10 protein-coding genes and 1 pseudogene are annotated in these 12,789 nt (G+C 66.9%); 8 read left to right on the forward strand and 3 right to left on the reverse strand.

The window, feature by feature from the left end:
• The 4 genes and pseudogenes from EJK15_RS74410 to EJK15_RS12555 all read left to right on the forward strand — a co-directional run.
• Positions 1 to 173, forward strand: a pseudogene (locus tag EJK15_RS74410) (cytochrome P450); the annotation flags it as partial.
• A gap of 412 nt (positions 174 to 585) precedes the next feature.
• A complete protein-coding gene (locus tag EJK15_RS12540; protein WP_171074261.1) occupies positions 586 to 1,884 on the forward strand; it encodes a serine hydrolase domain-containing protein in 1,299 nt (432 codons plus the stop codon).
• A gap of 417 nt (positions 1,885 to 2,301) precedes the next feature.
• Positions 2,302 to 2,931 carry a DUF1707 SHOCT-like domain-containing protein gene (locus tag EJK15_RS12550; RefSeq protein ID WP_138710571.1) on the forward strand — a complete coding sequence of 210 codons (630 nt, stop codon included), beginning with the start codon at positions 2,302 to 2,304 and terminating at the stop codon, positions 2,929 to 2,931.
• 439 nt (positions 2,932 to 3,370) lie between these two features.
• Entirely contained in the window at positions 3,371 to 5,266 is a 1,896-nt protein-coding gene (locus tag EJK15_RS12555; protein ID WP_138710572.1) for a CocE/NonD family hydrolase, read from the forward strand.
• Positions 5,267 to 5,900: 634 nt separating this feature from the next.
• On the opposite strand, the gene EJK15_RS12560 is transcribed toward EJK15_RS12555, so the two are convergent.
• Together EJK15_RS12560 and EJK15_RS12565 are read right to left on the reverse strand one after the other, a co-directional pair.
• On the reverse strand, positions 5,901 to 6,935 hold the full coding sequence (locus EJK15_RS12560) for a serine hydrolase domain-containing protein (RefSeq protein ID WP_138710573.1): 1,035 nt from the start codon (positions 6,933 to 6,935) through the stop codon (positions 5,901 to 5,903).
• Positions 6,936 to 7,017: 82 nt separating this feature from the next.
• A complete protein-coding gene (locus EJK15_RS12565; RefSeq protein ID WP_138710574.1) occupies positions 7,018 to 7,206 on the reverse strand; it encodes a hypothetical protein in 189 nt (62 codons plus the stop codon).
• A 217-nt stretch (positions 7,207 to 7,423) separates the two neighbouring features.
• Here EJK15_RS12565 and EJK15_RS12570 point away from each other — a divergent pair, with 217 nt between their 5' ends.
• Positions 7,424 to 8,278 (forward strand): transposase family protein, encoded by an 855-nt coding sequence (locus tag EJK15_RS12570; RefSeq protein WP_138710575.1) that lies wholly within the window; start codon positions 7,424 to 7,426, stop codon positions 8,276 to 8,278.
• Positions 8,279 to 8,841: 563 nt separating this feature from the next.
• Here the strand turns inward: EJK15_RS12570 and EJK15_RS12575 are convergent.
• On the reverse strand, positions 8,842 to 9,468 hold the full coding sequence (locus EJK15_RS12575) for a TetR/AcrR family transcriptional regulator (RefSeq protein ID WP_138710576.1): 627 nt from the start codon (positions 9,466 to 9,468) through the stop codon (positions 8,842 to 8,844).
• 158 nt (positions 9,469 to 9,626) lie between these two features.
• Here EJK15_RS12575 and EJK15_RS12580 point away from each other — a divergent pair, with 158 nt between their 5' ends.
• From EJK15_RS12580 to EJK15_RS12590, 3 genes are read left to right on the forward strand one after another with little or no spacing between them, the layout of a single operon-like run.
• Positions 9,627 to 10,913, forward strand: coding sequence for a sugar ABC transporter substrate-binding protein (locus tag EJK15_RS12580; protein WP_138710577.1), 1,287 nt, complete (start codon positions 9,627 to 9,629; stop codon positions 10,911 to 10,913).
• Positions 10,914 to 10,915: 2 nt separating this feature from the next.
• Positions 10,916 to 11,869: a carbohydrate ABC transporter permease gene (locus EJK15_RS12585; RefSeq protein WP_138710578.1), complete on the forward strand. Its 954-nt coding sequence runs from the start codon at positions 10,916 to 10,918 to the stop codon at positions 11,867 to 11,869.
• A gap of 1 nt (position 11,870) precedes the next feature.
• Entirely contained in the window at positions 11,871 to 12,746 is an 876-nt protein-coding gene (locus EJK15_RS12590) for a carbohydrate ABC transporter permease (protein ID WP_138710579.1), read from the forward strand.
• Positions 12,747 to 12,789 lie beyond the last annotated feature (43 nt).

Consider the following 12,789-nt stretch of genomic DNA (forward strand, 5'->3'; position numbering starts at 1 on the left):
ACCAGTGCCTGGGCCAGCAGCTCGCCCGCGTCGAAATGCGCGCCGCGCTCCCCGCACTGCTCAACCGCTTCCCCACACTGCGCCTGGCCGTGCCGGCCGAAGAGGTCCCCCTGCGCCCGGAGACCGCCGACATCTACGGCGTCAAGAGCCTCCCCGTCACCTGGGACGCGTAACCACGAACCGATGACAGGCGAGGGCGCGCACGGGCCGCCCGCCGCCGCTGTGGCTGCTCGCCTGCGGCGACCGCGTCCGCGGTCCGTTTGTGCCCGTATTCCGGTGGCTCCTGACGAGGGCGGCTCGCGTTCCGCGACAAGACCACCAAGTGTGAGCCGGAGCGACACGACGGCATGAAATCGACGGCCGGCCGTGTCCGCCTTCGACGAAAACTGCTCGTGCTCCTCGCACACCACTCTTGCCGCACCGATCCACTAACACGGACCGCCCCAGTCGATCGGAGCGTACGTCGACGCCAGAAGTCTCAAATCCCTACATTTTCAGATCTCTAGAAAGGAATACAGCCTGGTGGACACGACAAGCGGGACACCCGAACAGGGACACGTCGGGCGCCGGACCGTGTTGAGGGGTGTGCTTGGTACCGGTGCGCTTGCCGGCACGCACGCCGCCCTCGCCGGCCGTGCCAACGCCTCCGTGAGCGGTGGTGGTGACGATGCCGAGCACGGTGTCGAGCACGGCTGGGGAAAGGTCGCCGACGTGTTCCGCGCGAACTTCAGGAACCCTGGCGAGGTCGGCGCGGCGTGCAGCGTCTACGTGGGCGGCCGCCCCGTCGTCAACCTGTGGGGCGGCCTGGCCGATCGCGAAGCGAAGCGACCGTGGCGCAGGAACACCATCGTCCAGGTCGCATCCACGACGAAAGGCGCCACCGCGATCTGTGCCCACATGCTGGTCCAGCGCGGTGAACTGGATCTGGACGCCCCGGTGGCGCAGTACTGGCCGGAGTTCGCCGCGGCCGGCAAGGAGCAGATCCCGGTGCGCTGGCTGCTGTCGCACCAGGCCGGTCTGCCGATCGTCGACGGGCCGCTGACGTTCGAGCAGGCGTGCGCATGGCACCCGGTCATCCGCGCGCTCGAGGCGCAGAAGCCGCTGTGGCAGCCGGGCACCGAGCACGTCTACCACAGCGTCACGTTCGGGTTCCTGGTCGGGGAGGTCGTGCGCCGGATCACCGGCAAGTCACTGGGCACGTTCTTCGCCGAGGAGGTGGCCGCCCCTCTCGGGCTGAGCGCCTGGATCGGGCTGCCCGGGAAAGAGGAGCGACGGGTGGCTCGGATCCACTACGCCGCTCCGTTCAGCCTGGAGGAGCTGAAGGCCGGGCTGATCGCGATTACCGGGCTCGATGCGGATACGGTCGCCGCATGGGTGAACGCCGTGTGGGCTCCGGGGTCGGTCCAGGCCCGCGCCGGCGAGCTCGGCGGCGCCTTGGACAACACCTCCGACTATCCCTCGACGCGTGCCTGGCGCGCGGCTGAGTTCCCGGCCGCGAACATGCTCGCGGACGCCCGATCGGTGGCGCGGATGTATGCCGCCACGGTCAGCGACGTGGACGGGGTGCGGCTGCTCGATCCGTCAACAGTCGAGAAAATGACAGTCGTCCAGACCGACAAGACGCCGATGCACGGGCTGCCGCCGGGGCTGAACCTCCCGGCTGACCGCTCCTTCAACATGTCGCTCGGGTTTTGGCGAGCCTGCCCGCCGATGCCGTTGGTGGGGCCGGGGTCGTTCGGCCACCCGGGCTCCGGCGGATCGGGCGGCTTCGCCGACCCCGATGCCGGTGTCGGCTTCGGCTACGTCACGAACCTCTGGAACTTCCGGCCCGACGACCCGCGCGCGGCGAACCTGGTCAAGGCCGTCCGGGCCTGCCTCGGATGACGACAGTCCTCCCGTGGGGGAAACTCCAGAAGGCGTCGGCAGAGCTGGAGAGGTCCTGGTGATCCCGCGCCTGGTGACGGTACGCGATCGCCGTCGGAACGGCCGCTGGCTGCGGCTGAAGGTCCCTGTCGTGCCGGCGCCGCTACTGCTGCTCGTCATGCCGACCGGATCGGTCGCATGCCCCGCCGGCCGGGTGAACCCGGGAGGCGCGCTGTGTGGGGCACTGGGCAACTGCTGTGGGCGCTCCCCGGCTCGGGGTCGAGATCGAGCAGGGCCGAACGGCCGTGCCGGAAAGCGTCAGCGCAGCACATCGAGGAGCTCGTCGAGCAGCTTGGCGCGGCCGTCGTCGACGTGTCCGACAAAAGGTGCGGGTGTTCTGCGAGTGACACCGCCCGGGCTCTACGAAGAGAGACCCCGATGACGACACAGGAGGTCCACGTGCAGGGTCTTGAGAAGTCCTGCTCACCCGCGCTGCGCGCGTCCGACGAGGACCGTGACCGGGTCACCGAAGTGCTGCGCGTCGCCGTCGCCGACGGCCGGCTCGACCCGGTCGAGTTCGACGAGCGGCTGGACGCGGCGCTGTCCGCCCGCACCATCGACGCCCTGACCCCGCTCATCACCGATCTGATCGCGGGGCCAGGCAGCGACGGCGCACTCCCGCTGCCGCTCGCCGGGACGCCGGCCGAGCCGGCCGCCGAACTGCTCACCATCAAGGAGCGGCACGGCACGGTGCGCCGTGACGGCCGATGGACACTGCCGTACCGGCTGGCGCTGCGCACCGCGTGGTGCGAGGTGATGCTGGACCTGACCAGCGCGGTGCGCAGCGCGCCCGAGTTGGTCATCGAGCTGCGGGTGAACGGCGGCAACGTGGAGTTGATCCTCGCGCCGGGCATGGTGGTGAACGCCAACGAGCTGTCGGTACGGCACAGCACGGTGGCGATCAGCAGGGACGCGGGCGACAACACCCCGGAGACGCTGCACGTCCGCTTGGTAGGCCGAATGCGGCACGGCCGGCTCGACACCCGGTGGCAGGCGCCGCGCCGGTGACGCGGCCGGGGCCCGGATACCGCGGTGTCCGGGCGCTGTCATCTCGCGCGTGGTGCGGGCGCGCCGCCGTGCTACTGCCTGTCGTTAACGACGGCACCGCCGCCGACCAACCGTTCTTCCTGCTCATTCCGTAGACCCTGGATCGCATCGGCGGCAGTGGCCGTCGGCGCGACGCTGGGGACAGCTTCGTCAGTGCGCCAGGACCTGGCCGGCGACGGCCTGCTCGCCATTCGCAGGCACCACAGGAGCTTGCCGCCGCCCCGGTCGGTGCACTCGCCGCCTCCGCATGCTTCGCCAACCGCCGCCGATCCCGCTGACGAGCCGGTCCGCACCGGCAAACCAAAACACAGCCTGGCGTCACCATGACCTTGGTATGGCGCGCCTTAGTGACGCCAAAATGGCGTCACTAAGGCGGCAGCCGACTCTAGAAGGGATGCACATGTTCAAGTCGCAGCGGCGAGGGTTCCTCGCCGCAGTCACACTCGCAACCACGCTCGTGATCGCCGGCGCTCCCGCCGCATCCGCGACGGCGAAGCCGGAAATCAAAATCTCCGGCGGGCTCACCCAGCCGGTCTTCTCCTACCAGGACGCCATCCGCGAGCACGTCCGGGTGCAGTCGTCGGTCGACAGCGACGGCGACGGCAAGAAGGACCTGCTCCGGGTGGACATCATCCGGCCGAAAGAGAGCGGTTCCGGGCTCAAGGTCCCGGTGATCATGCAGGAGAGCCCGTATTACGACAACCCCGGCGTCGGTTTCGAGATTGAGAAGAAGACCTACGACGCGAACGGGAACGTGACGAAATTCCCGATGTATTACGACAACTACTTCGTGCCCCGCGGGTACGCGTTCGTGTCCGTCGACATGATCGGCACCAGGCTGTCCGACGGCTGCCCGACCTCCTACGGCGCCTCTGACGTGCTGGGCGGCAAGGCGGTCGTCGACTGGCTGAACGGCCGGGCGACCGCCTATGACGACAAGGGCGATCCGGTCAAAGCCACCTGGACCACCGGGCGTACCGGGATGATCGGCCACTCCTATGAGGGAGCGCTCGGCGTCGGCGTCGCCGGCACCGGCGTGGAAGGGCTGGAGACGATCGTGCCGCTCGCGGCCTACACCAGCGGATATGAGAACGGGCACGCCAACGGCGTCTTCACCTGGTTCACGGGCGGGGCGAGGTGGCAGTCCGAGCATGTCGACAAGGATCCGGCGGACAAGTGTGAGGCGGTGCGCCAGCGGATGGACGCCGAATCCGGCGATGAGACCGGCAATTACAACGCCTACTGGGACGAACGCAACTACCGGACCGGGCCGATCTCGAAGGCGCGCAACGTCCGCGCCAGTGTCTTCTCGGTGATGGGCATGCAGGACCGTAACGTGGTGGGCAGCCAGTTCTCCCAGTGGTGGGCCAAGCTGCCCCGCAACGTGCAGCGCAAGGCGTGGGTGACACAGTACGGGCACCTCGACCCGTTCTGGGCCCGCCGCGACGTGTGGCTCACCACCCTCAACAAGTGGTTCGACCACGAACTGATGGGCGTCTCCAACGACATCATGCGCCGGCCACCCGTCGACGTGCAGCTCGGCCCGGACCGCTGGATCATCCAGGCCGACTGGCCCGCACCCGCGGCGCGGGCGACGATCCTGCGGCCGCGGCAGGACGGCTCCCTGGGCCGCACGCCCTCAGCCGGCACCGGCAGCTACCTCGACAAAGCCCAGACCGAGATCGCGATGGCCGCCGACCCCGCCACCACCAACCCCCACCGGCTGGCCTTCCTGACCCCGCCGCTGAAGACCGCGATGCGGCTGTCCGGAACGCCGTCGGTGAGCCTGCGCCTCACGCTGGACAAGCCGACCGCCAACCTGGGCGTCCTGCTCGTCGACTACGGCACCGACACCCGCATCAACTACCGCGAGACCACCACGACGGCCTCGCAAGGCCTCAAGTTCATCGGCGGCGAATCTTGCGTCGGCCAGAGCACGGCCGATGACGACGGCTGCTACCTCAAGGCCGGCGACAACACGGCGACCTCCGGCTTCCACGTGGTCACCCGGGCAATCCTGGACGCGCAGAACCACAAGTCGCTCAGCCGCCAGGCACCGCTGACGCCGGGCAAGTCCTACCAGATCACCTGGAAGATGCTGCCGCTGGACTACGAGTTCAAGGCCGGGCACCGGCTGGGCCTGGTGCTGACCGGAACCAACGACGACTTCAACCTCGACGTGACCGGCAACGGCTCCGAGACCGACGTCGAACCCGGCACCGGGGCCAAGGTCACCGTCGACCTGGCCCGCACGTCGGTGTCGCTGCCGCTGGTCACTGGCACGCCCATCAAGTAACAGCAAGATCGACCATGTGTAGGGTCGTGGCCAACGTTGGCCACGACCCTACACATGATGTCCCGGGCATCCCTTGCCGGCACCTGTCACCACAAGCCGGACACGAGATCGCTGGAAGGCGAAGACCACGATCACAGTGGGGATCGCGCCAGGATCGATCCCTCAGTGTTCGGTCTCATCCGGACCCGAGGCATGTCCTGCCGATCATGACGCGTTCGCTCGGATGCCTCAGATGCGCGAGACGGCAGGCCCCTGGCCAGGTTCGACCGGCAGGCGACGAGAGCGAAACGAGGATCTGCCTCATGATCGGCGAGACGCCAGCGGTTTCCGGCGTCTCATCCAATCTGAGGGCACCGCAGCTCAGCGCCATCCCGTACCTCAAGCCCGACCGATCCCGCGACCACCTCGTCGACCGGTTTGCCGATGATCAGCCCCTGGACGGAACTCGACAGCAACGGAAGAGTCGCCGGGCCCGGACCGGGACGTAATACTCTCGGTGCCGACCACTCGATGCAACTGGGTCAAGCACGGAAAACCCACGGCACGAATTCTCGTGCTGGCAAAGGGGAGAGAATACGGCAGCATTGAAATACGGCACCGTGACCAGCATCAAGCTCAGTCTCAGCGGATGCTTTCATGCAAACACCAGAACGCGGAAGCGGTTGCGGATCTCGGCCAGCGGTTGGCGATCGCGACCGTAGTAGAGCTTGTTGGTCAGCAGGACAGCCCAGCGCCCTTGCTTGGGTGAGATCCACATGCCGGTGCCGGTGAAGCCGTAGTGCACGTGGATGTCGTCGACGGGGTCGGTGCCGGGGGCGGGATGCCAGAACAGGCCCCGCGCCGGCTGGAGGTCGCCGGTGTGGACTTGGAGAGACTCCTGGACCCAGGCGGCGCTGAACGCCGTTCCGATGCCGGGCTCCAGGAGGTGCCGCTGGAACGTCGCCAGATCGGCCATGGTGGAGAAGGCGCCGGCGATTCCACATGCGCCGCCGAGTAGGCGCGCGGAGAAGTCATGCGCGGTGCCCTTGAGATGGCGACCTGTCTTCTCGTCGTATTCGGTGGGAGCGCAGCGGTCGACGAGTTTGGCAGTGAGTGGGCCAAAGCTGGTGATGGTCATGCCGAGCGGCTGCCAAATGTGTGTCCGAGCGAGCTGGTCCAGTGGCATGTGGGTGAGGTGCTCGGCGACGAAGCCCAGGATGAGTGCGGCGCGGTCGGTGTATTCGACGGCCTGGCCGGGCGGCCGGTGCAATGGCTCACGGAGAACGCCTGTGCGGATCCGGCTCGGGTCGGTGCCGTAGAGGTTCCTGAGGTTGGCTCGTAGCGGGACGCCTGCGGTGTGGGTGAGGAGATGTCGTACGGTGACGTGGGCCATCTGGTAGCCGTCCAGGTCGGGAATGAGCGCGCCAAGGGGGTCGTCCAGATTCAGGCGCTCCTGGTCCCATAGCGTTCCGATGATCGACCAGACTGCGACGATCTTGGTGAGGCTGGCGATGTCGGATACGGTGTCCCGGGTCATGGGATGGTCCGCGTTGCGGGGATCGAGCAGTCCGCAGGAGCCGGTGGTTCGGATGCCGTCGGCATCACCAATTGCCCATACTGCGCCGGGATAGACCTTCTGTTGTACGCCCTGTTGCAGCAGATGCTCGATGCGGTCCCAGTGGGGCGTCATGGTTCCCCTTTCGGCGCGGTGGCTGCGGTTGCCAGCCTAGTGACGGCTCCGGTTGCGGCCGATCAGCCGCGCGGAATCCATGTCAGGCGATCTCATTGCCCAGGTGGGTGAGGGCCTTGGCGGTGGTGCTGATGGGAAAGTGGCGGGCGTTGGCGAGGTCGGCGGTGCGCAACTCGGCCCTTGCGCCCGGGTCGTTCGGCAAGGTCTTCACGGTGAAGGCGAGCGCGTCCGGATTGGTGAAGTCTGTCGGGAGCGCGGTGCCGCCGAGCACGTCGGCGAGGCCGTGATGGCGCTCTGTGATCCTGGCTCTGGCGATCTTTGTGTGGTGCCGTCACAGACGGTGGCCGGGACGTTGATGCAGGGGCTGATCGCAATCGTGTAACTGGCCGTGTATAGGTGCGGCCGCTCCGTGAGGATCTTGTTCGACCAAGAATTTGATCATCACCTGAGCGGCCGCGAGGTTCATTGTGCCCTGTGCGCAGCATGCGGTGGCGGGCGATGCCTGCTGCCTGCGGATGTTCTTCCCCCACCTGGCCGAACTCCTCGTCGAGGAGGTGACCGATCACGGGGACTACGTGCTGGTCACGGCGCATACCGAGGGCGGGCCGGCGCCCTGCCGGGCGTGCGGCACATTCTCCTCGCGGGTGCATGGCCGCTACCGCCGGCTGCTGCATGATCTGCCCGCTGCGGGCCGCCCGGTCCTGATCGCGCTCACGGTCCGCCGCCTGACCTGCCAGAACCCGGCGTGCCCGGTCCGGACGTTCGCCGAACCGGTGCCCGGTCTCACCCGGCGCTACGCCCGCCGCACAAAACTGCTGCGCCGGCTGCTGGAGCTGATGGCGCTGGCACTGGCTGGGCGCGCCGCCTCCCGGCTGCTGGAGCGACTCGGCGTACGCGTCGGCCGGGACACGCTGATCGGTCTGGTCCGCGCCCTGCCCGATCCCGAGATCGGCCAGGTCACCGTGCTCGGGGTCGACGATTTCTCCAAGAAACGCGGGCACTCTTACGCCACCGTGCTGATCGACATGGACACCCACCAGCCCATCGATTGCCAGTCGCCCACGATTCTTGGGACCAGTTTGGGACCACACGTAGTACGCGCGCTTGAACAACCCGCTGGTGAGCGAACGTGCTGCCATACCCGTACTGGGCATTTGACGTGCGGAAACCCCTACTCCTGCGTTCTGGGGGTCAAGGGGTCGCAGGTTCAAATCCTGTCGTCCCGACTCGCGAAATCGCAGGTCACAGGCCGTGTCCGAGAAGATCGGGCACGGCCTCATTGGTTTTGGGGACCAAATCTTCTTGCATCTGTAACCGGATGCGGTGCGGGTACCTCTCCTTGACCGCAGGTCAAGATGGGCGTGGGAACTCGATCCTCGACTTGCGCACCTTACCCGGGCACTACCAAGGCGCCGACATCAATAGCGGCTTATCGTTTTCGAGCGACGTTACAACGAGACCGCCCGGCCCTTCCGATGGAAGTTCACCCCTGCCGACCTCGAGGACCTACTGGCCGGATCGAGCGGTACGAACAGAAGGAGCACAACCTCCAGCAGCACGATGACTGCGACCATCCGCCTGCCGTCTCGAGCCTGCCGCATAACCCCCGAGAGACTTACGCAGTCGACACTAAGCGATGAGCGACCCGCACCCTTTCTTGTGAGCGGATCTCAAGTTACGCGTACTGACTGCAAGTGATCTAAAATGCGTTTAGCGTCACGGGTCGTGGCGCTGGAGTTCGCTTGCGTGGATCGCCGCCACCGCCGGCGCGGCGGTCCCGCCGGATCCGGTACGCGGCGGCGTCTACCAGGCCGGTGAGCTGTCGGCCCTCTCGGGTGCACCAGCAACGCCCGCCACAGCACAGCTGAGCCCCCGGCTTGGCTCCACGTCGGGACGGACCAGGTGTCTACATGCCGAGGGGGGCGTGTGGCCCCAGCAGGTCCTTCAACGCGGCCGTCATCGCCGCGACGAGGTCGCGGTGCGGGTCGATGAGCCACTGGAGCTGGAGCCCGTCCCATAGGGCCACGAGAGATTCGGCGATGCCCCTGGGGTCCCTGGCGTTGGAGATACGGCCCTCGTTCTGGTCCCGGCGAACGGCGATCGCGAGTAGGCCGATCGTCCTCTCGTATCTGTTGCGGAACCACTCATGCGCCGGATGGTCCGGAGCCGACGACTCTGCGGCCATGAGGGCGAGCAGCCTCAGCATCTCGGGCCGTTCGAGGTTCCGGCGAACGTACTGCAGCACGGCATACGCCACGCCCTCCTTCTGGCTGTCCGCTTCGAAGGAGTCGGCGTGCGCGGAGTCGGCGTTCTCGAGGACGGCCACGAGCAGCGCGCTCTTGCTGGGGAAGTGATGGACGACGCTGGTCAGGCTGAGGTCGAGCTGCTTCGCGATCTCCCGCAGCGACCCGCCTCGGTAACCGCGTGCCGAGAAGACGGATGTCGCGGAGGCGACGATCTCGGCTCGGCGGCGTGCGCTCTTGGCGTAGGGGCCCCGCCGAGTGCCTGGTCGACTCGCCGTCTCATCGGTCATGGCACCAACCCTATGGGTCCTTGCGGTTACGCCGGTGAATTCACGGCAAAGAAAATGTAGCAACTGTTCGGTTTTTGAGGTAGCGTCTCGCTCACCCACACCACGACGTACGGAAGAAGCGGTGACGCTTCCCTCGGGTGGAGAGGAACGGGACATCGATGTTCACCTCAACTGTTGAGAAGACACTCGTCGGCGGGCTGGCCGTCGCACTGCTTATGACCGGCTGCGGCCGGTCAGAAGCCCGGCCGACGCAGGCCGCGGCGGGCGCCTCCATTGACACCAAACCCGCCGCCGGCACCATCACCGTGTGGGCGATGGGAACGGAGGGCGAGCTTCTGCCCAAGCTGGCTGCCCGGTTCAGCCAGGCGAACCCCGGCGTGAAGGTGGAGGTGACAGCGGTTCCCTGGCAGGACTATGCCAAGAAGGTGCAGACGGCGATCGCCTCAGGAGACACTCCTGACGCCACCATGGTGGGTGCGGTGGACCTCGCGGCGTTCGCGTCCACGGGCGGGCTGGACAAGGTCCCGCCCGGCCTCGTTGACTTCAGCGTCTTCTACCGCGGCGCCGTCCAGAGCACCACCTTCGAGGGAGCCGGGTACGGCGTCCCCTGGTACGTGGAAACCCGCTCCCTGTTCTACCGCAAGGACATGGCGCAGGCCGCCGGAGTCTCCGCACCCAAGACCTGGGACGAGTACGGCCCGTTCCTCAAGGCCCTGCAGAAGCAAGGGGCCAAGTGGGGGCTGTCCCTGCCCACCGGCGCCACGGGGACCTGGCAGGGCGTCGTGCCGTTCATGTGGCAGGCCGGAGCCCAGGTCATGAACGAGGACGGGACCACGTTCACCTTCGACACGCCGGAGGCGCTCAAGGGACTGGAGTTCTACCGGTCGTTCATCGCGTCGAAGATCTCCAGCCCGAACGGCCCGGTGAGCCTGGGAGAGATCGAGCCGCAGTTCGTCGCCGGGTCCACTGCCGCGCTCATCTCCGGCCCCTGGGAGGTGAACCTGCTGAAGTCCGCCGGCGGTGCGTCCTTCGTCGACGACAAGGTGGGCATCGCGCCGCTCCCGTCGGGACCGAAGTCCAACGCCGGCTACATCGGCGGTGGACAGTGGGCGGTGTTCAAGGACGCCGAGAACCGCGAGGGCGCATGGAAGTTCATCCGGTGGATGGCCGGTCCTGACGTCCAGAGGACCTGGTACGACCTGTCCGGAGACCTGCCCGCCATCGAGTCGGCCTGGAACGAGGGGAAGCTCGCGAGCGACGCGACTCTGGCCGTGTTCCGTACCCAGCTGAAGACGGCACAGCCTGGACCGAACACCACGACATGGCGGCAGGTCACCGCAGTCCTGGATGCCGAGTTCGAAAAGGTCGCCAAGGGCGTCTCCTCGCCGCAAGCGGCTCTGCGGGAGATCCAGAAAAAGGCGTCGGCGATCGGAACCGGAGCGTAGGGATGACCTCTCTCGCCTCCGTGAAATCCGCACCGAGCCTGGCTGCCGGCCCACGGCGGACGGGGCCACCGGGGGCCGGGTCAGAACGTGCCCGGCGCACACTGATCGCCTGGGCCTTCTGCGCACCCTTCGTCGCGCTGTTCGCCATCTTCGGCGTATGGCCGGTCCTCTCCTCGCTGTCGATGAGCGTCACGGACATCACGGCCCGGGACATACGGACCCCCTTCAGCGTCGACTTCGTGGGCCTTGCGCACTACACCGCGCTCTTCGGGGATCCGACCTTCCTGCGGGCGGGTCTCAACACGCTCTACTTCGTCGCCGTGGGAATCCCGCTGACGATGATCATCGCCCTGGCCCTCGCCGTGGCGCTCAATTCCGGGATCCAGCGCGCGAAGGGATTCTTCCGGGTCGCCTACTTCGCGCCCGTGGTGACCAGCATCGTGGCGATAGCGGTGGTGTGGAGGTACCTCTACGAGCCGGACGGAATGATTAACTCCGTCCTTGCCGTCGTGGGAATCCACGGGCCGGACTGGCTGAACGACCCGAACTGGTCCATGCCCGCGCTCATCCTGATGGCGGTCTGGCGCCACTTCGGCATCCCTATGGTGATCTTCCTGGCCGGACTGCAGTCCATCCCCGAGGACCTGCTCGAGGCGGCTCGCGTTGACGGCGCCACCCGCCGGCGCGCCTTCCGCAGTATCACCCTGCCGCTGCTCAGGCCGACCACGCTGGTGGTCGCCGTGCTGCTGAGCATCGGTTACCTGCAGTTCTTCGAGGAGCCGTTCGTGATGACGAGTGGTGGCCCGCTGGACAGCACCACATCGATCAGTTACTACGCCTACGAGCAATTCGGCTTCGGCAATTACGGTATGGCCTCCGCCGCCTCGTACGTGCTGGTGGCCGCGATCGCGCTGCTCAGCCTCCTTCAGTTCCGCATCTTCCGAGCGAAGGCATGACATGACCACCACGACCGCGAGCACCGCTGCGGCCGCGTCCGGCCTGAGCGCACACCGGCCCCTCCGGCCCGCCCGCATCATGCTCTACGGCGCCCTCACGTTGGGCCTGCTCGCGACGCTGGCACCGTTCGCGTGGATGTTCCTGGGGTCGATCAAGCCGACAGGGGAAATCGTCGCGCATCCGAGCGTCTGGCTGCCCCGTTCTCCGACGCTCGGCAACTTCGAACAGTTGCTGTCGAAGCAGAACTTCGCGGTGTACTTCTTCAACAGCACGCTGGTCGCCGTGACATGTGTCGCGGGAAATCTGCTCTTCTGCTCCATGGCGGGCTACGCCTTCGCGAAGATGGAATTCGCCGGGAAACGCCTCCTGTTCGGCCTCGTCCTCACGATGCTGATCGTCCCCGGCGTCACTACGTTCGTGCCGCTGTTCGTCCTGGTCAGCAACATGGGACTGAGCAACTCCTATCTCGGGTTGATTCTGCCCTTCCTCGTGACACCGCTCGGCGTGTTTCTCATGCGCCAGTTCATCCAGGACATCCCGGATTCTCTTGTCGAGGCGGCCCGCCTTGACGGCGCCGGTGAAAGACGCATCTTTCTCACGGTCATCGTCCCGCTCTGCCGGCCCCCGCTGGCGACACTGGCGATCCTGACCTTCCTCGGGCAGTGGAACAACTTCCTGTGGCCGCTGGTGATCGCGCAGACCGAAGATCGCTACACGCTGCCGGTCGCGCTCGCCCTGTTCTCGGTGGGCGCCAACGGCACCAACTACGGTCTGCTGCTCGCCGGCGCGGTCACCGTCGTCACCCCGATCGTGCTGCTCTTTCTGTTCCTCCAGAAACAGTTCATCCAGGGCATCGCCAACACCGGCCTCAAATAGGACAGAACATCCGTCACGGCGAGCGGCCGAACGTCCAACGGCT

It is taken from the genome of Nonomuraea basaltis (genome assembly GCF_005893125.1).
GTDB classification, from domain to species: domain Bacteria; phylum Actinomycetota; class Actinomycetes; order Streptosporangiales; family Streptosporangiaceae; genus Nonomuraea; species Nonomuraea basaltis.